Annotated in this window: 22 protein-coding genes; 12 read left to right on the top strand and 10 right to left on the bottom strand. The window is 39.7% G+C overall.

Features of this window, described 5'->3' with window-relative positions; all coding sequences use genetic code 11:
- Positions 1 to 30: 30 nt before the first annotated feature.
- A complete protein-coding gene (dinB, locus tag PESP_RS03815; RefSeq protein WP_089346842.1) occupies positions 31 to 1,083 on the bottom strand; it encodes a DNA polymerase IV in 1,053 nt (350 codons plus the stop codon).
- A 400-nt stretch (positions 1,084 to 1,483) separates the two neighbouring features.
- Between dinB and PESP_RS03810 the strand changes: the two genes are divergently transcribed.
- The 3 genes from PESP_RS03810 to PESP_RS03800 all read left to right on the top strand — a co-directional run bounded on the left by PESP_RS03810 (position 1,484) and on the right by PESP_RS03800 (position 4,035).
- A complete protein-coding gene (locus PESP_RS03810; RefSeq protein WP_089346841.1) occupies positions 1,484 to 1,918 on the top strand; it encodes an acyl-CoA thioesterase in 435 nt (144 codons plus the stop codon).
- Between the two features lie 14 nt (positions 1,919 to 1,932).
- Positions 1,933 to 2,985: an aldo/keto reductase gene (locus PESP_RS03805; RefSeq protein ID WP_089346840.1), complete on the top strand. Its 1,053-nt coding sequence runs from the start codon at positions 1,933 to 1,935 to the stop codon at positions 2,983 to 2,985.
- Positions 2,986 to 3,093: 108 nt separating this feature from the next.
- Positions 3,094 to 4,035 (top strand): ABC transporter substrate-binding protein, encoded by a 942-nt coding sequence (locus PESP_RS03800; RefSeq protein ID WP_089346839.1) that lies wholly within the window; start codon positions 3,094 to 3,096, stop codon positions 4,033 to 4,035.
- On the opposite strand, the gene PESP_RS03795 is transcribed toward PESP_RS03800, so the two are convergent.
- The 6 genes from PESP_RS03795 to PESP_RS03770 all read right to left on the bottom strand — a co-directional run bounded on the left by PESP_RS03795 (position 3,974) and on the right by PESP_RS03770 (position 10,181).
- Positions 3,974 to 4,588, bottom strand: coding sequence for a fumarylacetoacetate hydrolase family protein (locus PESP_RS03795; protein ID WP_089346838.1), 615 nt, complete (start codon positions 4,586 to 4,588; stop codon positions 3,974 to 3,976). The genes PESP_RS03800 and PESP_RS03795 overlap by 62 nt on opposite strands.
- 15 nt (positions 4,589 to 4,603) lie before the next feature.
- The gene (locus PESP_RS03790) at positions 4,604 to 6,574 is read right to left on the bottom strand and encodes a hybrid sensor histidine kinase/response regulator (protein ID WP_089346837.1); all 1,971 of its coding nucleotides are present in this window, start codon (positions 6,572 to 6,574) and stop codon (positions 4,604 to 4,606) included.
- Between the two features lie 62 nt (positions 6,575 to 6,636).
- The gene (locus PESP_RS03785; protein ID WP_024031669.1) at positions 6,637 to 7,098 is read right to left on the bottom strand and encodes a response regulator; all 462 of its coding nucleotides are present in this window, start codon (positions 7,096 to 7,098) and stop codon (positions 6,637 to 6,639) included.
- Positions 7,099 to 8,583: a sensor histidine kinase gene (locus PESP_RS03780; RefSeq protein WP_089346836.1), complete on the bottom strand. Its 1,485-nt coding sequence runs from the start codon at positions 8,581 to 8,583 to the stop codon at positions 7,099 to 7,101.
- Positions 8,584 to 8,610: 27 nt separating this feature from the next.
- Positions 8,611 to 8,826: a histidine kinase gene (locus PESP_RS03775; RefSeq protein ID WP_089346835.1), complete on the bottom strand. Its 216-nt coding sequence runs from the start codon at positions 8,824 to 8,826 to the stop codon at positions 8,611 to 8,613.
- A gap of 14 nt (positions 8,827 to 8,840) precedes the next feature.
- Entirely contained in the window at positions 8,841 to 10,181 is a 1,341-nt protein-coding gene (locus PESP_RS03770) for a sigma-54-dependent transcriptional regulator (protein WP_089346834.1), read from the bottom strand.
- A 240-nt stretch (positions 10,182 to 10,421) separates the two neighbouring features.
- Between PESP_RS03770 and PESP_RS03765 the strand changes: the two genes are divergently transcribed.
- The 6 genes from PESP_RS03765 to PESP_RS03740 all read left to right on the top strand — a co-directional run bounded on the left by PESP_RS03765 (position 10,422) and on the right by PESP_RS03740 (position 16,491).
- Positions 10,422 to 10,943 carry an NUDIX hydrolase gene (locus tag PESP_RS03765; RefSeq protein WP_089346833.1) on the top strand — a complete coding sequence of 174 codons (522 nt, stop codon included), beginning with the start codon at positions 10,422 to 10,424 and terminating at the stop codon, positions 10,941 to 10,943.
- 196 nt (positions 10,944 to 11,139) lie between these two features.
- Positions 11,140 to 12,516: an NAD-dependent succinate-semialdehyde dehydrogenase gene (locus PESP_RS03760; protein ID WP_089346832.1), complete on the top strand. Its 1,377-nt coding sequence runs from the start codon at positions 11,140 to 11,142 to the stop codon at positions 12,514 to 12,516.
- A 619-nt stretch (positions 12,517 to 13,135) separates the two neighbouring features.
- Entirely contained in the window at positions 13,136 to 14,209 is a 1,074-nt protein-coding gene (locus tag PESP_RS03755) for a type II toxin-antitoxin system RnlA family toxin (RefSeq protein WP_089346831.1), read from the top strand.
- An 11-nt stretch (positions 14,210 to 14,220) separates the two neighbouring features.
- Positions 14,221 to 14,559 (top strand): type II toxin-antitoxin system RnlB family antitoxin, encoded by a 339-nt coding sequence (locus PESP_RS03750; RefSeq protein ID WP_089349095.1) that lies wholly within the window; start codon positions 14,221 to 14,223, stop codon positions 14,557 to 14,559.
- A gap of 429 nt (positions 14,560 to 14,988) precedes the next feature.
- A complete protein-coding gene (locus PESP_RS03745; RefSeq protein WP_089346830.1) occupies positions 14,989 to 15,972 on the top strand; it encodes a hypothetical protein in 984 nt (327 codons plus the stop codon).
- Between the two features lie 18 nt (positions 15,973 to 15,990).
- Positions 15,991 to 16,491 carry a hypothetical protein gene (locus PESP_RS03740; protein ID WP_089346829.1) on the top strand — a complete coding sequence of 167 codons (501 nt, stop codon included), beginning with the start codon at positions 15,991 to 15,993 and terminating at the stop codon, positions 16,489 to 16,491.
- 199 nt (positions 16,492 to 16,690) lie between these two features.
- On the opposite strand, the gene PESP_RS03735 is transcribed toward PESP_RS03740, so the two are convergent.
- Positions 16,691 to 17,773, bottom strand: a complete 1,083-nt coding sequence (locus tag PESP_RS03735; RefSeq protein ID WP_089346828.1) for an endonuclease/exonuclease/phosphatase family protein — start codon at positions 17,771 to 17,773, stop codon at positions 16,691 to 16,693.
- Between the two features lie 146 nt (positions 17,774 to 17,919).
- The gene (locus PESP_RS03730) at positions 17,920 to 18,168 is read right to left on the bottom strand and encodes a TIGR03643 family protein (RefSeq protein ID WP_089346827.1); all 249 of its coding nucleotides are present in this window, start codon (positions 18,166 to 18,168) and stop codon (positions 17,920 to 17,922) included.
- A 110-nt stretch (positions 18,169 to 18,278) separates the two neighbouring features.
- On the opposite strand from PESP_RS03730, the gene PESP_RS03725 reads away from it, so the two are divergent.
- From PESP_RS03725 to PESP_RS03715, 3 genes are all read left to right on the top strand, one after another.
- Complete coding sequence (locus PESP_RS03725) at positions 18,279 to 18,965, top strand: substrate-binding periplasmic protein (protein ID WP_089346826.1); 687 nt, start codon at positions 18,279 to 18,281, stop codon at positions 18,963 to 18,965.
- A 56-nt stretch (positions 18,966 to 19,021) separates the two neighbouring features.
- Positions 19,022 to 19,678 carry a YoaK family protein gene (locus PESP_RS03720; RefSeq protein ID WP_089346825.1) on the top strand — a complete coding sequence of 219 codons (657 nt, stop codon included), beginning with the start codon at positions 19,022 to 19,024 and terminating at the stop codon, positions 19,676 to 19,678.
- Between the two features lie 74 nt (positions 19,679 to 19,752).
- A complete protein-coding gene (locus PESP_RS03715) occupies positions 19,753 to 21,813 on the top strand; it encodes a TonB-dependent receptor (protein WP_089346824.1) in 2,061 nt (686 codons plus the stop codon).
- Between the two features lie 14 nt (positions 21,814 to 21,827).
- Here PESP_RS03715 and PESP_RS03710 read toward each other — a convergent pair whose 3' ends face one another.
- Positions 21,828 to 22,610 carry an AraC family transcriptional regulator gene (locus PESP_RS03710; RefSeq protein WP_089346823.1) on the bottom strand — a complete coding sequence of 261 codons (783 nt, stop codon included), beginning with the start codon at positions 22,608 to 22,610 and terminating at the stop codon, positions 21,828 to 21,830.
- Positions 22,611 to 22,697: the final 87 nt, after the last annotated feature.

The following is a 22,697-nucleotide window of genomic DNA, read 5'->3' as shown; positions in this document are numbered from 1 at the left end:
GCAACTTGGTGTTACAGTAAAAAATACGTGCTAATCAAGAATACTCAATTGCAGATTCAAATTAGGCTCATTTTTTACGCCAACCCCAATACCTAAAAGGCGTACAGGTTGTTGCATACCACGCTGATACGCTTTAGTTAATAACTCGGTAAAAATATCGGTATTTAACTGATGATGCGCCTGATCGGCACTAGTCACCACAAAATTGGCAAACTTCACTTTTACACTCAGTTTATTAATTCTATTTTGTAACTGCTGCTTATTAAGGCGAGTGGTTAATTCTTCTAACAATTTTGGTAACTGTTCTAAGCATTCCTGCAAACTATTTTTATTGTATTCGTAGGTATGCTCCACACTTAGCGACTTACGTACTCGCTCTGTAGAAACTGCGCCAATATATTCACCTGCACATTTTTGATAAAGCGATGCACCAAAATTACCTACATGCTGCTGCATCCAATTTACGCCTTTATCCCGCACATCCTTACCTGTGTATAGCCCTTTTAAATTAAGTTTTTCTAAGGTTACTTTGCCTACTCCAGGGATTTTTCCAAGCGGTAAATTATTTAAAAAAGCATCTACTTCATCGGGTAAAACAACAAACTGGCCATTGGGTTTGTTTTCATCACTGGCTATTTTGGCAATAAATTTAATGGGTGCCACACCTGCAGAGGCTGTAAGGCCGGTATCGTTATAAATATCGGCTCTAATTTGCTGGGCAATTAATGTTGCACTGCCTTTACATGCTGTGCTGTTGGTTACATCTAGGTAGGCTTCATCAAGTGAAAGCGGCTCTATTAAGTTGGTATAGCGCTTAAATACCGCGCGTATTTGGTGTGATATTTCTTTATAAACAGCCATACGACCAGGCACTATTACTAGGTCTGGGCATAACTGTTTAGCGTGGTAGTTAGACATAGCCGAGCGTACGCCGTACTCTCGGGCTATATAGTTTGCTGTAGAAAGCACACCTCGGCGGCTATTACCGCCAATGGCTAAAGGGACGCTTGCAAGCTTAGGATTATCGCGCATCTCAACTGCTGCATAAAAGCAGTCCATGTCGATATGAATAAACTTTTTCATCACCACACAACAACTGTTTATTTATACAGCCATTATATGGAACCACTTTAAATTAGCAAGCGCCAATGGCTAAAAGGGAAGCTTAAACGGCTTTACTTTTTTAAAGCAGTGAAGCCAAAAAGCAAACTCCAATAAAAACCCTCCAGCTAGTAGCATAATACCACCCGACGCATTACCCATTGCGTAGCAAGCAAAAGACGCTATAAAAACTAAACTGGCCAAAGCCCAATTAATTATATTTTGCATGTGTGTTCTCGTGTGTGTTTTGTCTGTGTAATTTAACTGTAGACTTAAATTTAAATAGGTACAATCATCTTATAAAAAAACATGGTATTAATTACCTTGAGCTACAAACACCATATTGATAACCTAACTTATTTAAATCTAAGAGTATAAATGCATGCAAAGGTTCAAAGATAAACACCCTATCCATACCGACATCACAGTAGCGTGGGCCGATATGGACGCCCTGCAACACGTAAACAACGTTGTATACTTGCGCTATTTTGAAATTGCCCGCATCGACTTTTTAAATAAAACAAACCTATTTGATACCATAAAACCGGGCGGTATTGGCCCAGTAATAAGCGAAAATAACATTCGCTATAAACGCCCTGTTACCTTTCCCGATACTCTCACTGTAGGGATTACTATTTCAGATATAAAAACCGATCGCTTTGTAATGAATTACTCTGTATTTAGCCATGCTCAGCAAGCTGTAACAACGACAGGGTCTTCTTTGGTGGTAATGTTTGACTTTAAAACGGGCCAAAAAGCCGCTATTTCTGAGCCCTTATTAACGGCGTTAATTAGCCACTCTCAAGATCTTACATAATTTAAGGATTTAACATGCAATACAGTCCACTAGGCAGCAGTGGTGTAGATGTTTCACGAGTATGCTTAGGTAGCATGACATGGGGTAAGCAAAATACCCAACAAGATGCCGATGAGCAAATAGCCTACGCACTTGAGCAAGGTGTTAACTTTATTGATACCGCCGAAATGTATGCAGTCCCTCCCTCACCTGACACTTACGGTAAAACAGAGCAAATAATTGGTGATTGGCTTAGCCGAAATACACAAAAACGTGGTGAGATAGTTCTTGCTACAAAAATAGCGGGGAATGGCTTATCGTGGGTGCGTGATGGCAACGATATAACGCGCAGCGCAGTAATAGAAGCCGTAGATAACTCGCTCAAACGCCTACAAACCGATTATATAGATTTATATCAGTTACATTGGCCTAATCGCTCTACTCCGCATTTTGGTAGGCAGTGGCCTGGCAAACTAACCTTTAGCGATGTAAATACTGAGCAACAACAAGCCAGCATGCTTGATATTTTAGAAGGCCTTAACGACTGTGTTAAGGCAGGTAAAATTAAGCATTGTGGTTTGTCAGACGACACGCCGTGGGGTATTAGTCAATTTGTAAGTTTAGCTAAAGAGCATAATTTACCGCGCATGGTGTCTATTCAAAACGAATTTAGCTTAGCGCATGCCAAAGATTGGCCTTATTTAATTGAGCAATGTATACACGAGGATATTGCTTATTTACCTTGGTCGCCGCTTGCTGCTGGGTTGCTAACCGGAAAATACTTAAACGGTGCTCGTCCCGAAGGCTCTCGCTGGACCTTTATGCAACGAAATGGCATTTTTAGAGACACCCCTAACGCACAAAAGGCAACTGCCCGCTATGTTGATTTAGCCCATGCTAACAATATAACCCCTGCTCAACTTGCCCTTGCATGGTGTAACCAAGTTGATGGCGTTACTTCATCAATTATTGGCGCAACTAGCATGGCGCAGCTAAAAGAAGATATAGATGCATTTAACATTACATTAAGTGATGAAATCCTCAGCGAAATTGCCATTATTTTCAAAGATTACCCGCAGCCGTATTAAAAAATCAAAAAGGCAGTAATTTTACTGCCTTTTTTCTCAATCACATTTGAACAAGTGCAAAGTAAAACTATACTGAAGTAACCTTTAATGGATTAATTTTAATGAGTTATGCTTAAAAATGTAATTATATTGGGTGCTGTATTTTGTGGGTTCACAAGCTCAGTGATCGCGCAACAAAATAACCCAATTGATGAAATTGTGTGGTTGCAAAGTTATACCCCACCATTTCATATAAATAAGGACCCTCACGCTCCACAAGGTGGGATTTGTGACAACCTTACAGAGCAGCTCATCAATAGCATTGATGATGTTAAGCACACCCGTTTAATTGTTCCTCAAGAGCGCATTAATAAACATTTAAGCGAGGGAGACAACGTGTGTTTTCCCTGCGTAATACATAAAAAAACAGCCAACGCGCTGTTACAATTTTCAAACCCAACCACGGTATATCCGCCTTTTTCAGTTTTAACAACCCAACAACTCGCAGAAGAAATACAAAAAAAACACGGTAAGCCTATCAAGCTTATTCATTTATTGTCGGATGAAAGCTTTGTATATGGGCAAGCCGCCGCACGTAAATTTACACCTAAAATAAATAAAATTATTGAAAACACCACAGTGCATCATAAGGCTTCACTGAGCTGGAGTAGTGAAAACGAAAGCCAAGCGGTTATTGCTCGTTTAAGCCGTGGCTTTTTAGATTACACAATTGATTACCCGTTTATGAGCGATTACTTTGTAAACCACAGTCAGTTTAATAACATAGTGAGTTTAGCAATAGAGGAAGATACAAGAGAGTATGTATTAGGCGCTGTTGGCTGCGCCGCAAGCGCACCAAATAACTTTGCAACAAAAGCGCTTAATAAAATCAATAAAGCGCTTAGCACGCAGGTTTTGCAATCACCCGATTATATAAACAGCCAACAGTTTTGGTTAAAAAACAGCTTTCCAGCATTCGATAAATACTATAAAGAGCAAATATTAAACGCTATTTCACCTGCCAACGATGAGTTAATAGGCACGACGATCCCGCGTACAGTTGCACAGTAAAAACACTATCAATAGGCACTTCACCAACCCCTGAAGGAGTGCCTGTCATTATTACATCGCCATCTTCTAAATGCATAAAGTCATTAATTTCAGCTAAAATTTGTGATGGTTTGTACAGCATAAAATCCGTATTACCTTGCTGAATCACTTTATCGTTAATTTTTAACTCAAAGGTAAAGGTTTGGGTTTCATCCACTAAATTAATAAAGGGCGTTAACAGCACTGAGCCGTCAAATGATTTAGCGCGCTCCCATGGCAAGCCTTTGTTTTTAAGCTTGCTTTGTACAGTTCGCTTGGTTAAATCTAACCCAAGGCCAATACCCGCTAGTTTGTTGTTTTTTACAACAAAACACAGTTCTGTTTCATAGTGTAAAGTGTCATTATTATGAGCAGCTAACAAAGTGGTTGATAAAGCACTATTAGGCTTATTAAATATCACCATTTGCTCTGGGTGTTCGTTATTTAATTCTGCTATATGTGCAGTGTAATTACGCCCAACGCAAACTATTTTAGAAGGTGTTAACTGCTGGGTATCTAACTTAATTGATTGCATAAAATATCGTCTATATTACGAGCTAATTAAGGTTTCTAATAAGCTCAAGTTAATCGGTTTTAGAAGCACATGGTTTATATTTAAGTCTTTAATTTGCTTTGGATCTGGCTCAGCGCCACTGACGATCACTAAACTTAAATTAGGGTAGCGCTCATTAATTTGCTTGCCTAAATCTACACCACGCCCGTCGGGTAAGTGCATATCGAGTAATACCTTATTAAATTGTTGGTCATGATTAAGGGTTTGCAAACACTGTGCACAGGTTGAGGTAATAACGGTTTCAACCCCTAAACTTTCTAGCAGCAATTGCGTAATCTGCGCTGCATCTTGGTCGTCCTCGACCAGTAAAAAGCGCTGCTTTTTCTCTATTATAGCTTTATCACTGTGTATATTTTTAGCTTGAGGCGCATGCTCCGGTGAGACTAAATAATCTTGTAAGCACTGGTATAAAGAAGAGCTATCAACGGGCTTTGGAATAACATCGTTGAAGCCAAGAGCAGCCAATTCTTCATGTATCCCTTTCATTGTAGCTGCAGTCAACGCAATAATAGGGCCTGTGTAGCCCATTTTTCTAAGCTCAATAGTGGCTTCTTTACCACCCATTATTGGCATATGTATATCAATAAAAATAATGTCGTAAGGCGAGCGATACGCCTGCGCTATTCTTACTTTTTCAAGCGCTTGCTGGCCATGCTCGGCGTAGTCAACTCGGGCACCACAGGTACTGATCATATGGCCAACTAACATGCGTAAATCGCGTAAATCATCAACGACAAGTACTCTTCCTGTTACCTTGCACGGTGCTGTTTTAGTTTGTAATTGTGACGCGCTACTAAAATTAAGTACCTGACGCTCTACTTCGCTAATATCACCAGGGTAAACCGAAATAGTAAACGTAGAGCCTTCACCTATTTTAGATTTTAAATCGATGCTGCCATGCATTCGTGTTAATAACTCAGCACAAATAGCTAAGCCTAAACCTGCTCCGCCAACCGAACGTGACTCTACATCAGCAATTTGCTCAAACGGTTTAAATATAAGGGCTTGTTTTTCCTCTGCAATCCCCATACCTGAGTCTTTAATACTAAAAAACAGCATTTCTCGCTCATCGACCCACTGGGTCCATGCACTCACCACTATTTCACCTTTGTCGGTAAATTTAACGGCATTATTAATTAGATTTATAAGTATTTGGCGAACACGGGTTGCATCTAAACGTACAATAAGTGGCAGGGGTTGTAATGATTCAAAACGCAGGTTTAAGCCTTTATCCAAAACAGATACCCGCATTAAGGTATATACATCTGCCAACATGCTATCAAGGTTAACTTCACTTAAGGTAAGCTCTAGCTTATCGGCGGCAATTTTAGATAAATCGAGCACATCATTTAATAAGCTTAAGAGATGCTTACCATTACGATATATAACCCCTAGCTCGTTTTCTGCTTGCTGGCTAAAGTCGCTTTGTAGTAATAATTCGGTGTAGCCTAATATAGAAGAAAGTGGTGTACGTAGTTCGTGGCTCAAATGGGCTAAAAATCTATCTTTTGAGCGGTTCTCGGCCTCGGCCTTTAAACGCTCTACGCGCTCACCTTCTACATCTTTACGCGCTAAAGCATAGCGAATAGCACGCGCAAATCGGCTCGAGCTCATTTCTGTTTTAATTAAATAATCTACGGCGCCTGCATCTAATGCTGCTGAGTCTAACTCATCGTTAGATTGCCCAGTAAGCATAATAATAGGGCCACTAAAACCATTAGCAATAGCCTTTTTAAGTACACTTAACCCATTAGATGCACCTAGGCGGTAATCAAGCAAACAAATATCATGATCGTTTTTACTTAAGATACTAATAGCTTGTTCAGGAGAGCTTATCCAATCTATGTCAAACGTATGTGAATCTAACTGCTCTAGGTAGTCGCAAGTAAGAATATAATCATCTTCATCGTCTTCGACTAGCAGTAACCGAGTCACTTTATCTAACATACAACCTCCATTTTCAATCCATTTAATAAGCCCCTAATTAGGGGCTTATTTTTGTTAGTTTTTTAATCGTTAAATGTTGTCGGCAGCTCTACAAACTCTACCCAATATTTCCCTAAGGTTTTCATTAAATCTACTAAGCCATCAAACGTAACTGGCTTAGTAATATACGAAGCAGCACCTAAGTTGTACCCTTTAACCATGTCTTCTTCTTGCTTAGACGTCGTTAAAATTACAACTGGGATCCCTTTTAAATTTGGGTTTGCTTTAATTGCCTCAAGCGCTTCACGGCCATCCATACGTGGCATGTTTAAATCAAGTAGAATTAAACCAGGGCGCGGCGATGAGTTTTTGTCTTCAAACTTACCCTTACGCTCTAAGTATTCTAGTAACTCAACACCATCTTCCACAAAATGTAACTCGTTCAACACTCGGCTTTCGGCTAGAGCATCTTGCGTTAGCAAACGATCATCTTCGTCATCGTCTGCCATCAAAATTGTAATTGGTTTAACTTTTGAATACGGCATTTAAGCCTCTCCTTGCAATGTGAAAAGCGTTGTTTCCACAGGTAATTTTATTATGAAGGTTGCACCTTCACCGTCTTTGCTGTGAGCGGTAATCGTTCCACCATGTCGCTCAACAATACGTCTACAAACTGAAAGGCCAATCCCTGTGCCTTTGTATTCCGAACGCCCATGAAGGCGCTGAAATGGTACAAATATTTTATCAGCATACTCTTGAGAAAAACCAATACCATTATCTTTTATGGTAACAATTTGCCAATCAATCTCTTCGTTATGCTCTTCACTAAACTCGCTTTTATGTTCATACATTACACTTATGTGCGGATTAGTGTTTGGTTTTCTAAATTTAACTGCATTAGAGAGCAAGTTTAAAAAAAGTTGCTGCATTTGACTTTTATCGGCCTGAATAACCGGTAAATCACCTACTTCTACTTCTGCGTTAGACTCTTTAATAGCAACTTCAAGGTCATCTAGAATATCGTTAACTACGCCTTTTAAGTCTGTATCATCAAAGTCTTTACCGCGTGTTGTAACACGCGAAAACTCTAACAAGTCATTAATTAAATTAGACATACGCTGAGCCGCATTTTTCATACGGCCAATGTAATCAATGCCCTTTTCACCTAGCTCATCTCTAAACATGGTTTCTAAGCGGTCACTAAACGCCTGAATTTTGCGAAGCGGCTCTTGTAAGTCGTGGCTTGCTACAAACGCAAACTCTTCGAGTTCTCGGTTTGAACGGCTAAGCTCATCAGAATACAAAGTAAGTTCTTGAGTACGCTCAGTAACTTTACTTGCCAATGTTTCATTTTGCTTTTCAAGCTCATCACGGTATTGTGCAGCATTGCGTAAATTTAAACGCGTTAGTATAAACATACCTAATATTAATAACGCACTTGTTACAGCCGTTATAGCAAAAGTAATTTTGGCTTCGTTTTTAATTTGCGCAAGCTTTGAAAAGTGACTTACTTTAAACAGTAATTCACGGTCTTGTATATCATTAACCTTTACGCGAATCTTTTTATATAGCTCGCGGCCTCGGTGTGTATTTAACACATACAAAGCACGGCGCTCTTTGTCATTCGTTGCTAGCTTAACAGTTTGTTTAAGCTCTTTTATTTTAGCTTCTGTTAACACTAACAACTGCGCAATGCGCTCTGCCTGACCATCAATTTCTGATTTAAGAGACTTAACATGATCGGTTTGAGATTGAAGCTGCTCAATTGCATCGTAATAAGGCATTAAGTAATCTTCTTCCTCGGTTAGCAAGTAACCACGCTGCCCAGACTCAGCCTGTACAATAGATAAGTGAAGTTGCTCAATTGAAGCCGTTAATAAACTAGTATTATCTAAGCTCTTTTGAGTTTGCGTTAGACCCTGAATAGTATTTAATGCTAAAAATGCATTACCTACAATTATGCACAGAACTACCGCGATAAAGGCTGCCCACGTTATGTTCGCTTTGCCTTGCTGCTTTTGCTGACTCATTATCTATAAATGCCTAATTTAAAATGACTATCTATTATTAAAATCAGTAATGTTTTGTAAGCTTTCGCTACATTGCTGACAATTCGAAATTATTTTATCTAATGCCGCTACCGCTTTATCTTTTGGCATATCGTTTTCTAAAACCAACTTTATAAGCTCAGCATTCATTGAAATTCTATTCAATGGTGCTCGCGCATCATGTACTAACTTATTAAGCGTGCTAACCACTTTATCTTCACTCATGTTACATCCTATACTTACTTATATTCTCCAATGCCGCCGTATGCGTTTAATCGGTTATATAGCGTTTTTGTGCTGATACCCAGCATTTGTGCCGCCAATGTTTTATTACCTTGTACTTTATCGAGGGTGGCATGAATTAGCTCTTTTTCAACTTCTTCAATTGTTTGCCCCGCCGAAACCTGATTATCAGCCACTTGGGTGTTTACACGCGAAAACGGCGACTCTAAGTTATCTGGTAATGTAATTTCGCTCGTTTGTGGGTCGCTCATAATAAAGGCGCGATGAATAGCATGACGAAGCTCACGTACGTTACCTGGCCACTCATAGCTCTGCAGCTCTTTAAGTTGCTCGTTATGCCAATAAAAAGAAGTGCCATTTTCATCATTAAGCTGCTCTAAAAAGGCCTTTGCAAGCAATGGAATATCTTCTTTTCGTTCACGCAGAGCCGGTATATCAATTGGAAATACGGCAAGTCTGAAGTAAATATCTTCACGAATAATATTGTTTTGTGCTAAATCGGTAAGTGAGCGGTTAGTCGCTGATATAACACGACAATTTACGGGTAACTCACGGTTACCACCAACACGTGTAACTTTTTTTGTTTCAAGCACACGTAATAAATTAGGCTGCATATCAATGGGCATTTCGGTTACTTCATCTAAAAATAACGTGCCGCCATCGGCTTGCTCAAATACACCTTCTTTACGTGCTATAGCACCGGTAAATGCGCCTTTTTCATGGCCAAACAACTCGCTACCAATAAGCTCTTTCGATAAGGCACCACAGTTACTTGCAACTAAAGGGCCTTCGCATTTGCTTGCATTATGAATAGCCTGTGCGACCACTTCTTTACCTGCACCACTTTCACCCATAAGCATAACGTTAGCGTTAGTTTTAGCTACGCGCTCAATCATGGTGTAAAGTTTTTGCATTGGCTCTGATTCGCCAATTAGGCTGTCAAAATGGCGTGTAATTGCTGGCGTTTTAGCTTTTTTAACAACCTTTTTAGGGCCATTCAATACCAGCTCTAGGTCTTCGCGTTGTAAAGGTTTTAATAAATGCCCAACGTCTTGCTCACACATATCAGCTAAAATACCTTTAACTGAAGGGTGTCCTGAAATAAGAGTCACTTTTGGAGATTGCCCAATCATTTTTAAATGATCGAGTAAGTGTAGGCCGCTGCCATCTGGTAACATAAAATCAAGTAGCACATGATCAAAGGTATTATTTTCAAACCATTGGTGAGCTTCTTTTAAGCTTGTAGCAGTGCTTATATTATGGCCGAGGAATTCGACTATGTGGCAAACAACGTCACTAAATTCAACGTCATCGTCGACTAAAAGTATGTTTAACATGATAAATCCCTATGCTTTTCTTTTTATTCTACGCACCCTAAATTATAAATAAAGGGCACAACTAGAATCTCTTAAAAATGATTAAACTTATTGAGTCTATTAACGTTTAATTTTAATAACTAAATATGTACGTGCCCTTAAGGCAAGTAGATCACAACTTTTTAAGATAATTAGAATTATTTTCACTATTAGTCATATTGTAACAGCTGATATAATTTTCTTTTAAAAAAAGGAGATGAAATGCAGTTATTAAAAACAATGGTGCATCCAGGTATTAATATAAATCAAGGCAGCCAGTTTACCCGCCGTACAGGCAGAGCCATTGTAATTAAAAATGCAAAAATTTTATTAATGTATACCAATCGCTACGAAGACTACAGCTTACCTGGTGGCGGTGTAGATGAAGGCGAAACCCTAGAGCAAGGCCTAATAAGAGAACTTAACGAAGAAACAGGCGCGCAAAACATTCAGGTTATAAAGCCCTTTGGCTTATACGAAGAATATCGCCCATGGTATAAAGACGACTTTGATATTATTCACATACAATCATATTGTTATATTTGCGATATAGACACAACACTTGGCCAAGCAAAGCTTGAGCATTACGAAGTACAAAATGGCATGACCCCTAAATGGGTTAATATTCACGACGCTATCGCGCACAATGAGCGTACTATGAGCCTTAGCGAAAAACAGGGTCTGTCTATCATTCGCGAAACCTACCTACTTAAACAAATTGCGCAGCAACTATTAAGTAAATAACTTAGCCTTGCTGACGATGTAAAATTTGCATAAAGCAGTATTTTTTACTGCTTAAGCACACTTAAACTTTCCTCATTAATTTTTAAATTTAATTAAACCTCCCAACTTTCATAACCTTAAAGACTATTTTAGCTCAACATACAAATTGGCTTTGTGTTTGCACCCTTACCAATAACTAATTTGTAAGGAGATAAAAATGAGTAACACAGTTAAAACGATTAACCCAGCAACTGAGCAAACCATTGAAACCTACACATTGCTTTCTCAAAAAGAGGCAGAGCAAGTAGTCGAAAAATCTCACGAAACATATTTAAAATGGCGTCAAACTTCATTTACCGAACGTGCTAAGTATTTAAATAAATTAGCATCACTTTTTGAAGAGCAAAAAGAGGCCATTGCCAAATTAATGACCGAAGAAATGGGTAAAGTGTACGAGCAAGGCTTTCAAGAAGTTGAGCTTTGTGCCGCTATTTGTCGTTACACAGCCGAAAACGGCCCACAAGTACTTGCCGACGAAGAGCGCGACATGGACGGCGGCCGTGCAATTATAAGCTACCAACCAACGGGCGTATTATTAGGTATTCAACCTTGGAACTTCCCGCTTTATCAAGTTATTCGTTACAGCGCTGCTAATATTATGGCCGGTAACACAACCGTGCTTAAGCATGCGGGTAACGTTTTTGGTATGGCTGAAAAAATCGAAACACTATTTAAACAAGCCGGCTTTCCTGAGCATTGTTTTAGCAATTTACTTATAGATGGTAAAACAGCCAGCTCACTTATTTCGCACAAAGCAATTAGCGGCGTAACCTTTACTGGCAGTGATGGCACGGGTAAAAAAGTAGCTGAAGAAGCCGGTAAACACGTTAAAAAAACAGTATTAGAGCTAGGTAGTAACGATGCTTACTTAGTACTGGATGATGCCGACTTAGAGCTTGCCGTTAAAACCTGTGTAACAGGGCGTATGATCAACAACGGTGAAACCTGTGTATCAGCAAAACGTTTTGTTGTAGTTGAATCACTTTACGATGACTTTAAAGCCCAAATTAAAGAGCAATTTGAAGCGTTAAAAATGGGCGACCCAATGGCTGATGATACAGACCTAGGCCCAATGGCACGTGAAGATTTACGTGACAAAATTCATGATCAAGTAATGCAATCGGTTAAAGCCGGTGCAAATGTAATTACTGGTGGCGAAGTACCTTCGCAAACGGGTTACTACTACCCACCTACTCTGCTCGATAACCTATCACCAGGTATGCCAGCTTACGATGATGAGTTATTTGGCCCAGTTGCTTCGCTTATTAAAGCAAAAGATAACGACGATGCAATGCGCATAGCCAACGACTCTCGCTATGGTTTAGGCGGTGGTATTTTCTCAAAAGATGAGAAAAAAGCCATTGAGCTTGCTAAAAAGCACTTTGACACCGGTATGATCAACATTAACGGTTATGGCCTTGCACAGCCAAACCTACCGTTTGGTGGTGTTAAAGAAAGTGGCTACGGCCGAGAGCACGGCGGCTTTGGTATGCGCGAATTTGTAAATATCAAATGTATTATGATTAATAGCTAATTAGCTACAAACGTGAAATACACGTATTAAAAGAGTATTTCTACGGTTTTAAAAATATTATTAAGCCTAAAAGTGAGCAATCACTTTTAGGCTTTTTTATGGTTAAAGCCGCTAAGTATAATGCGCTCAAAGGCTATATTTTGCTTAAAAACACACATCTAAAACTTCACTTCACAATTAAGCTTACTTAGTAAAAGCTCAGGCATGTTGTTTAAAATTATGATTTCAGATAGCTCGATAAACTCTGCAAAACAAAGCGCTAAGATTTGATATATAAAAGCTGGTACAAAACCTAAAGATTTGATGAATAGTCTCAAAATGACAGACAATAATGAGCGAGAAGCCGACGGTCGGGTAAACTCGTTTTTGGACATTACCGAGTTACTGCCCACAAAGCACTTTGACCATTTACATTATATGAAGTATGGCAAATGAAGTCGAAAAACTCTGTCTGTTTATCATTTCTAATTTGCGAGTCAGAATCGTCAAATCCCTGATTTAAGTCCTAGTAGCAAGCATATTAACCCGTAGCCGCAAGGTTTCTGAATTTTTTACTATTGTATCGATTTCATATAACATGCTTGCATTTTTGCTTAGCTACACTCACAGGGAGTGATTAATGTCCGACTACAAAAACCTAAATCTCGATAGGGATGCAATTGATGCTCACGTTGCCAAGTTTTTAGAATGCAACAATTTGCTACAAGACGGCGAGCCAACATTAGTCGGAAGAGCAAAGCGTTATAAAATCGGTTCTGCTGGATCGAAGTTCGCTATGGTAGACCTTTTCCTAAATCAAGATGGTACGACAACCATTAGCCACAGAATTGGCAGCAATCAGGAACTAGGTCAACATTTTGCTGATTACTTAAAAGCAACTATCAATCCAGCAGAATTTGAATCTGTAAATCTGTCTATTGACGGAATCAGGGCAGAAGATTTCGATTCAGTAATTGTCTTAATAAATGATTCGGGTGAGTTTGAAATTGAAATCAATCGTGATGAACCTACGTGCAAACAAATTACGCTTAAAAGCATTACGCACCTCGACCAACTTAAATTAACGAGCCATAGAACAACGAGAAATATGCAAATACAGGGGAAGCCCCTATCTTGCTATAGGCGTGTGATTTTCATGCTGACCGATCTGTTAGATCTTAAAGCGCTTGCTCAAGTTCTCTACAAAAAGGACGATAATAGTGCAGAGATAGTTCGGACTGAAATGGCAGAAGATCACCTAAAGCGATTTTTTGTGAATAGTTACGAACAATTGCCTGCGCAAGTAAAAAAGTTGTTGATTTCCAGTTGCTGCGTAAAACTTGCATCGCCTCAACTCCCCGATTATTGCCTTCTGCTATACCCAGACCTTAGGGCGTTAGAAGGAGTGTTGAAGCTACTTCTAGACAGATATGGTATGTCTGTTGCTGATGCTAAACATGGTTTTGGTGATTTTTTCAACGTTGATACAAATAGTGGACAGTGTACAATTAAGCCAGCTTTCAGCGCCCAAATCGGTAACGCTGCAATGGAAATTGCCTTCAATGTCGGCTATAGTTTTTATAGGAAACATCGGCATACCTTATTCCATATGGAGGAGTTCGATGGCGGTAGCCGTTTAATATCAAATTTGGATATGGCTATTTGTCTTTCAAACGATGCTTACAATGCCATTGATAATTTGTATACCGCTTGAATATGAGAATTATGATCAAGAAGATACGTATTATAGGTGAAATTGCAGTTGTAACTGCTACCGCAGAATTTCACCCTTTGCGTCAGTTAAAACAGCTAACCGTGGAACTCGATAACTTACAGTTCGAGGGCACGGTTTTATTCGACTTGCTAGCCGTAAATGGCTTGGCAGAGAACCGCTTTGCATCCATGAAATTCTCAGAACGAAAATTTGTTCGATCTTCCTTCGCGCTAGAATCAGAAGTGAACCCAAGTATCAAAGACGAACAAGACACTATAGCGAAACAAGATCAAACGTTCTTACTTGGCAGTGTTCTCTCATCCGAAGAAATTGAAAAGTTTACTCACTGATACCTAGGCGTTTGCTATTGCTCACACAAAATTACTTTTGTATATCAACGTTATCTGAACATCAGTGTTTGGACTTTCAGTTGTAACTTATAAAGGGGCAGAAACGAGTTAAACCGTAAGGGCAGCTTATGGTATTAAGTCGAACTTCAGCAAAAAGCGAGAAACGGTCATTGAGGTTGGCTAAATATCGTCGTTAATTGATTTGTTAAACAGCTCTTTGCGTATATATTCACGAAAATGAGCACTGAGCGCATATTGTTCCATTTAACTTTACTTAAAAGTTTTAGAAAACTTAGTGATAGTAATACCTTAGGTTATTTGTTAAAACTATATAAAGTAGATAAGTGAGCGTGGCATCGGCAGAAATATGCGCGATGAGCGCACTATTAAATTGTTATGTTTTTATCGAATTTGAAGAGGGAGTCAAAGATGTTAAAAATAATTACTTGTGTTGTTTTCATGGGTATAACTTCTGGTTGTGCTGTGCTCACTAAAGAAACACTAGCTGAAAAATTGTCGGGGTATACCTACATTCCTGTCGACCCATTTTCAGTAAAAACCAACCCAGGAGCTTCGTGTGAAGAGAATCTTAGCTTTACCCCGGATAAAAGCGTCTCTGTCTCGGAAGTTCCTTACGGCACGTTGCTAGAGTCCCTCCCAGATAACGCAGTTCGGACGACGGTAGAAACATTTTTTGTAGATGGCTCTGTTACATATGGAGCATCCAAAATCAGCGCAAAAGCAGATTCATATCGCATGACCGTGGATTACATAAATGCAGATACAACTAACGTCGATATCTGGATCAAACGGGAAGCGCAAAACTACGATACTAAGAAGCTTGAGCCAGTAAACATATTTACACCATCCCATGACCGTTATAGTAAATATGTACCCGGTTCAGATATTTATACTGTTACGAGTACCGCTCCCGAAACCAATCAAGAAGACTATAAAAATTATCAGTATTTCAGTCTACCCGTTTATGTTGGAATAGGGCTGAGAGCTACGGCAGATATAAATGATGTTAAAACTGGCGCAAACATTTCTGGCTTGGGAGCTATAGGAATTAGCGCGGATACATCTGACCTTAAAGGCTCATTGACAGTACAAACTCTTGGAGTAAATGGTCAAGCAATTGCCGCTGCCCTACCAATACAAAGCGAATTAAATCGGACTACGGCGCAAAATGCCATAACAGCTGTAGCATCAATTAAAGCTCTGCTGTATGAAAAGGACACGATTGTACAACCAAGAGTTGTTGGTATTTATTTGCCCTTTCCCGGCGGGAAAGCTTTAGTTAATAGCATTGTTTCAGAGTTATCGAGCGCCAGGGTAGTTTGGTACCGCCCTTGCGTAGCAAAACATAACAAGTCAAGTAACACGGACGCCGCAAGCGGCGCCGGTTCTTGAAGCGTTAGCAGGACTAAATTGAACTCAGATGTATATTTTGAAACTCAGATAGGCTTTGCTTTAGATCAGCTTTTGCCTATTTTCCCAATAGCACTGATTTTATTTATATTATTTAAATTTTCTGATGTTACTCAATATATTTCAGAGATTTTAAAAATAAGTAGCAACAAGTTTCTTTTGGGTTTTGGTTTTTTATCTTGCGTTTTGGTATCAGATAGTATCTTTGGTTACTTTAAAGTTTCACATTTACGCCAAATCATTGATGAGAAAAAGTATCAGGTGGTAGTTGGATGTGTAAAACATTACAATTCTGAGACTTCACCAACAAACTACCGTACGGAAACGTTCTTAATCAAAAATACAAAATTCCAATTTAGCAATTACACTCAAAGTTTATATTTTACTGGAGATGATCATACCGATAACTTCATCAATGAAGGCCAGTGCATGGAAGTCAGTTATGTCAGAGACGGTCAGAAAAATCACATTTTTAAAATCGTCCCGTTAACGAGTCGTTAAAGCAGGGCAAATTACAGTTGGGTTTTGTTCCTGTGTCGTTTATTTTAACCAACATATTATTTGCCTCTTAACGAGGCTTAATAATGTCCGCAATTAGCACTCTCCAGCCACTCGACAACATAAAATATTGCTAATAATTGGCAAGGTATTTTACTGTGTCGGATGGCGCTTAGCTTATCCGACCTACACAAGCTAATAGCTACGACTCTTTTTCAAACCTTGGCACCTTTCGCTTATCGGCTTTGCTCATTGCAAGCTCTTGTATTTCTTCTTCCTTAAGCTCATCGGATTTATCTTCTAGTGAATGCTGTTTTGCGTTTTCATATACTAGCTCGGTAAGCAGTGCAAAGTGGTCTGAGCCATATTTAGCAAGGCGCTTAATACGTTTTACTTTAAAGCCTTGGCTATGAAATAAATGATCGAGCGGCCAGCGCATAAAAAAGTAACTCGCATGAAAGGTATTAAAAAAGCCACGGCCTTTGCGCGGGTCTAAAAAGCCGCTTATTTGCATAAATAAGCGGGTGCTGCGCGACCATGCTACATCATTTAAGTCGCCTGCCACTATGGTTGGGCGTGTCGGGTTTTTAAGTGCTTTAGCTACCATTATGAGTTCGCTATCGCGTGGGCGCGAAGAGTCTTCTTCCGTAGGGCTTGGCGGCGCAGGGTGAATAAAGTGCCCTTGCATTTGCATACCCTCACTGCTTTCAAACAAAATATGAATTGAAGGAATATCGTCTTCTATAAGTTCACAAATTTGTGCATCAAGAATTTTAAACTTACTGTATAAATGCATGCCGTAGCGGTTGTCTTTGGGGCATTCGATTATGTATGGGTAATGTTTTTTAAGTACCGATAATTTATTTTGCCACCAGCTGTCGCTTTCAAGTGTGATAAATAAATCAGGCTGGTGCTCGTTTACCAATGCAATGAGCTGCTCGCTATTGTGATTAGACATAAGCACATTAGCCGACATTATTCTTACGCTATGATCTTCGCTTACTGAGGCACTTTTAACTTCTTTTTTTGCAAGCCAAGTGTATGGATAAATCCATTTAGCTTGTAGCCCCATTACAAGTACAGATACCGCAGCTATAAATGCAAAGTAGTAATTGCTACTAGAGAGTTGCATATACGCTGAAATTGCGCCTACAACACTTGCTAAAACAAATACCTGCAGCCTTACAAAGTCGCAACTGCGCACTAAATAATGCTGCGAATAAGACATAGGTAGCAGTGTTACTAGTAATAAAAAGGCTAAAACTATTGCAAGCGTTACGAGCATTTCAACATCCCTATTTAAAATCTGAGTTTAAAAATTATGTGATTTCTTTAAGCCTGTTTAACGTTAAAGATAAGTTTATTAATTCTCAACATTTAAACAAGCTTAATAAGATTAGCAAATAAGCATGAACAAGATATGAAATATATTTATCGGGGTTTGTATTGGGTTTTACAGTGGCTGCGTATTATTGAAGGGTCGCGAAGTTTTAAATGCTTGGTTTTGCGCCCTGCATGGCGTTTACGCCACACTTTAAAACTGCCTTTTGAAATATGTTCGCGCATAAATACCACCAGCTGCGGATATTTAAGCCCGTATAGTTGCTCTATTGCCTCGTAGGGGGTTCTATCTTCCCACGCCATTTCTATAATGCGCGATTGCTGCTCTTGGTTAAACATAAGCTTGCTCTAAAATTAAATTTAATACGCTGTATTAACTTAAGCAGATCAGCTAAATTGGATTATCACTTAATCCACTCTACACTTATAAAAAACAACTTGGAGGGATAATGCGCTTCCTCATTTTATTTATACTTATTTTTACGCACTCATTAGGTTTTGCTGCTCAAAAACAAAACCTTCGTTGTGTAACAACCCATTACCCGCCATTTACTATTTACGATGCACACACCAATAGCTTTACAGGTATTGATATTGGTTATTTAAAACATTTTGAGCAAACTCTTAACGTTACTATAGATGTAGTCCATTTACCTTGGGCACGCGTGCAAAAAGAAATGAAAACGAGCCAATATGATTGCTACTTTTCGCTTGCCTACAACGATGAACGAGCAAAGTATTTAAGCTTTACCAACATACCGTTACACACAACAAAATACGGTGTGTTTAAGGTAAATAACACCCCACTTAAAACTGATTTATCAGACGCAGTTATTGCAGTATTAAGAGGCGTGACTTTGCCCGATGTCATTATAAAAAAATACGCAATTAACGATGATAAATTAATGCGCTCGCTTTCAACGGTTGCCAGTTTTCAGCTGTTAAATAAAGGCCGTGTTGATTATGTAATTACCAATTATGAGGCTGGGTTGTGGTATTCAAAAAATAATAAAAACATTACAGCCACTGAGTTAAATGAATACCAGTTACCGGTTTATATAGCGTTTAAACCTGGCGTAATAAATATATCGCAAGTAAACACGCAAATTAAGCACTACCAAGCTTCACAAATTTAGCATTATATTTTTCGCCGCATTATTATAAATACGCTCTTATTTTATAGTGAAACACTATGATCACAAAATTACCAAAGTGGGTTGAATATGGCGCATTTGCGCTCGCCTTTATTGCAGGCATTGTGAATGCTGTAGGGTTATTAGGATTTGAGCATCAGGCTATTTCTCACCTTTCGGGCAGTGTTACTTTACTTGGTATAAAACTAATGAGCAGTACCTCTGCTGCGTTACTACTAATGAGTATAGTTTTAAGCTTTATACTGGGCTCGGCGCTTTCTGGCTTTTTACTTACTGGCGGCTCGTTAAAGCTTGGTCGCCATTACGACACCTTATTATTTATTGAAGGCCTTTTATTACTTTTAAGTGCCTATTTACTCAATCACTCTTATGTTTATGGTATTACGCTTGCCAGCGCTGCATGTGGGTTACAAAACGCGTTAGCCACTAACTATAGCGGCGCCGTAGTACGTACTACTCACTTAACCGGTATTTTTACCGACCTTGGCCTAATGCTAGGTAAAGCACTTAAAGGCGAAACCTTTGATACCCGAAAAGGTGTTATGTTTTTACTTATTATTATTGGTTTTTTACTTGGCGGTATTACTGGGTTTATTTTATTTGAGTATTACTCAATACTCGCTTTAGTGGTGCCGGCACTGGCGTGCTTTGTATTATCAGTAACGTATAGGGTTTATAGAGTACGCGCACTTTAACGCAATCGGTTTAAAAACGGTTTAAAACACCTTACCATGGCGTTAATAAAGCGTTACTCACCTTAAAGGAATGTATGAAACCTTATTTTTTTCCGCTGTTATTGCCACTAAGCCATGTTGCAATTGCTGATAATCAAAACCATGATGCAATAGAAACCATAACAACCACCGCATCGCGTACAGAAGCACTTGCTACACCCCTTCCTCTTACTATTAGTACCTTATCTGAGGCGCAATTAAACAGTATTGCACCAACGCATGTTGAAGAATCACTACAGCGCATTGCTGGCGCAAATGTACAACGGGGTAACGGGCAAGAGTATTTACCTGCACTTCGCTCGCCTGTGCTTTCGGGCGCAGCAGCCTGTGGCGGCATATTAACTCTTGAAGATGGCATTCCACTTCGCGCTGCAGGCTTTTGTAATATAAACGAGCTATTTGAAGCGCATAGCGAAATGGCAAAGCGCATTGAAGTATTAAAAGGCCCAGGCTCAGCCCTTTATGGCTCTAACGCAGTGCATGGTGTTATTAATGTAATAACACCAGACACCACCCAAGGTGGCGGACTTGTTGGCGTTGATTACGGCTCATACGGTTATGCTCGTTATAAAATACGCGCAGGGAAAGACTATGGCAACAGTGGGATTGGCATTAACGCAAGTGTGACCGACGACACAGGTTATCGCGACGGTGAAAGCGTAAAACAGCAAAAGGTAAATATTCGCCACCGCTTTGAGCACTCAAACCTGTTACTGACCTCTGGCCTTACATACACAGATTTAGATCAGCAAACAGCTGGCTTTATAACGGGTTTTGAAAGCTATAAAAACGAAGATATAGCGCAGCAAAACTTCGACCCCGACGCCTTTAGAAAAGCCCGCTCATTTAGAGCGTGGAGCAACGCCCAGTGGCAATTAAAAAACGGCAATGTGCTTTCTATTACGCCTTATGTGCGCGACCAAAGCATGGACTTTTTTAAGCACTTTTTACCCGGCACCCCACTTGAAACCAATAGCCAAACAGGTTTTGGTGTGCAATCGCTCTATCAGCACAGTTTACAAAGTAATATAAAAGTAAACCTAGGGCTTGATGGCGAATACACCCGCAGCGACTTTACACAAAGCCAAAACGAGCCAACTCAGGGCTCTGCATTTTTAGTAGCCACAGTACCGCAAGGCAAACACTACGATTACGACGTAAACGCAACGCTTTATGCGCCGTTTGCATCAGTTGAGTGGCAATTAAATAAGTGGTTTATTAGCGCAGGCCTAAGGTATGAGCATATGCAATACGATTACACTAACAATATGCTTAGTGGCCGCACAAAAGACGACGGCAGTGAATGTGGCTTTGGCGGTTGCCGTTATAGCCGCCCAGCAAGTGGTAAAAATAGCTTTAGCAATACATCGCCTAAGCTAGGGGTAAGCTATAAGGTCAATAACAGCAATACTGTATACGCTAATTTTTCGCGTGGTTACAGAGCGCCCCAAGCCGCTGAGCTATATCAATTACAACGCGAACAAACCACCGCTAATTTAAACCCAGAAATAGCTAATAATGCCGAGCTTGGTTTAAAGGGTTACTACTCTAATGTGAGGTATGCATTGGCTGTGTATGCCATGAGTAAGCACAACACTATTTATCGCGATAGCGACTTTTTTAACGTTAATAATGGCAGTTCTCGCCACAGAGGTATTGAGCTTGAAGTGGATTACGCATTAAGTAAAACACTTAACTTACAATTTGCAGGTACACATGCAAAGCACACGTATACTAATAACCAGTTAGTAAGTGGCTTAAATATTAACGGCAATGAGGTAGATACCGCGCCGCGTAACATTGCTAATCTTGATTTAAATTGGCAAGCCTTTAGTAACATAGGTTTTTCATTGCAATGGCACCATGTGAGTAGTTACTTTACCGACCCAGAAAACCTTCATAGCTACGACGGGCATGACATTTTAAGTTTGCGCGCTAAATGGCAAGTGACCAATAACCTAGAAGTGCTTGCCCGTGTAATAAACCTTACCGACGAAGCTTACGCAGAGCGTGCCGATTTCACTAGTTTTACTGGCGACAGGTACTTTCCTGGCAAGCCACGTAACGCTATGCTCTCAGCCACGTATACTTGGTAAAACACACATTTAGCTTAATTTAAATCGCCCATGTATTTAGTGGGCGATTTTCCCATTACCTTTTTAAACATAGTTATAAACGCACTCACCGATTCATACCCTAATAACTCCGACACTTGCTGTACGCTTTGCCCATCTGAAAGTGCCTGCAGCGCGGTAATTATATGTAACTGCGTGCGCCACTTACCAAAGGTCATGCCGGTTTGCTTTTTTATAAGTCGTGCCAACGTACGCTCGGTTAACGCAAATTGCACTGCCCATTGCGCAAGGGTTTTGCGGTTATTGGGATACTCAATTAGCTCCCGGCTCATGGTTTGTATTACCACATGCTTAGAAAGCGCAAAATCAAGCGGCTGCGCTGGCATTTCTATTAATAAATCAAACAATACTTGGGCTAAACGCGCGGTTTTATCACCTTCGCTATAAGCTTGGTTTTCGCTTGCCAACTTAAGCATTAAACTTTTAACGAGGGGAGTAATAGCCAAAGTACAAGTGTGTGTGGGCATACCTTTTAGGTTGGCATCAATAAATACAAAGCATAAATTGGCGTTATCTGATGCGCGATTACTGTGGCACGTATTAGCAGGCACCCAAATAGCGCTGTGAGTGGGCACCATCCACATTTTATTTGCCGCTTCACAGGTTACATAGCCATCAAGCGCTAATATTAATTGCCCCTTTGGGTGAGTATGTAAAGGGTATTCTTTACTGCCTTGTGCGGTATCTACTTTGGCGATTATGGGCTGTACCATATGCTCATAATTTTGCAGATAGCCCCACCCTTTAGGTTCAAACATAGTTTTGTCTGTTTTTAGCAATTTAATGTCAGTATAGCTAAATTATAATAGTGCTGATTTAATTATACTAGCGCCAATAATTAGCTA

The sequence above is a fragment of the Pseudoalteromonas espejiana DSM 9414 genome, assembly GCF_002221525.1.
Lineage (GTDB): Bacteria > Pseudomonadota > Gammaproteobacteria > Enterobacterales > Alteromonadaceae > Pseudoalteromonas > Pseudoalteromonas espejiana.
The sequence above is the reverse complement of the archived record's forward strand: the minus strand, read 5'-3'. Positions and strand labels throughout refer to the sequence as shown.

Coding starts and splice junctions, on each gene's coding strand:
- PESP_RS03745 (WP_089346830.1), top strand. CDS start 14,989: ATGTTAAAAATAATTACTTGTGTTGTTTTCATGGGTATAACTTCTGGT.
- PESP_RS03720 (WP_089346825.1), top strand. CDS start 19,022: ATGATCACAAAATTACCAAAGTGGGTTGAATATGGCGCATTTGCGCTC.
- PESP_RS03775 (WP_089346835.1), bottom strand. CDS start 8,826: ATGAGTGAAGATAAAGTGGTTAGCACGCTTAATAAGTTAGTACATGAT.
- PESP_RS03710 (WP_089346823.1), bottom strand. CDS start 22,610: ATGTTTGAACCTAAAGGGTGGGGCTATCTGCAAAATTATGAGCATATG.
- PESP_RS03715 (WP_089346824.1), top strand. CDS start 19,753: ATGAAACCTTATTTTTTTCCGCTGTTATTGCCACTAAGCCATGTTGCA.
- PESP_RS03770 (WP_089346834.1), bottom strand. CDS start 10,181: ATGTTAAACATACTTTTAGTCGACGATGACGTTGAATTTAGTGACGTT.
- PESP_RS03760 (WP_089346832.1), top strand. CDS start 11,140: ATGAGTAACACAGTTAAAACGATTAACCCAGCAACTGAGCAAACCATT.
- PESP_RS03730 (WP_089346827.1), bottom strand. CDS start 18,168: ATGTTTAACCAAGAGCAGCAATCGCGCATTATAGAAATGGCGTGGGAA.
- PESP_RS03810 (WP_089346841.1), top strand. CDS start 1,484: ATGCAAAGGTTCAAAGATAAACACCCTATCCATACCGACATCACAGTA.
- PESP_RS03785 (WP_024031669.1), bottom strand. CDS start 7,098: ATGCCGTATTCAAAAGTTAAACCAATTACAATTTTGATGGCAGACGAT.
- PESP_RS03735 (WP_089346828.1), bottom strand. CDS start 17,773: ATGCTCGTAACGCTTGCAATAGTTTTAGCCTTTTTATTACTAGTAACA.
- PESP_RS03790 (WP_089346837.1), bottom strand. CDS start 6,574: ATGTTAGATAAAGTGACTCGGTTACTGCTAGTCGAAGACGATGAAGAT.
- PESP_RS03765 (WP_089346833.1), top strand. CDS start 10,422: ATGCAGTTATTAAAAACAATGGTGCATCCAGGTATTAATATAAATCAA.
- PESP_RS03800 (WP_089346839.1), top strand. CDS start 3,094: ATGCTTAAAAATGTAATTATATTGGGTGCTGTATTTTGTGGGTTCACA.
- dinB (WP_089346842.1), bottom strand. CDS start 1,083: ATGAAAAAGTTTATTCATATCGACATGGACTGCTTTTATGCAGCAGTT.
- PESP_RS03795 (WP_089346838.1), bottom strand. CDS start 4,588: ATGCAATCAATTAAGTTAGATACCCAGCAGTTAACACCTTCTAAAATA.
- PESP_RS03755 (WP_089346831.1), top strand. CDS start 13,136: ATGTCCGACTACAAAAACCTAAATCTCGATAGGGATGCAATTGATGCT.
- PESP_RS03780 (WP_089346836.1), bottom strand. CDS start 8,583: ATGAGTCAGCAAAAGCAGCAAGGCAAAGCGAACATAACGTGGGCAGCC.
- PESP_RS03725 (WP_089346826.1), top strand. CDS start 18,279: ATGCGCTTCCTCATTTTATTTATACTTATTTTTACGCACTCATTAGGT.
- PESP_RS03750 (WP_089349095.1), top strand. CDS start 14,221: ATGATCAAGAAGATACGTATTATAGGTGAAATTGCAGTTGTAACTGCT.
- PESP_RS03805 (WP_089346840.1), top strand. CDS start 1,933: ATGCAATACAGTCCACTAGGCAGCAGTGGTGTAGATGTTTCACGAGTA.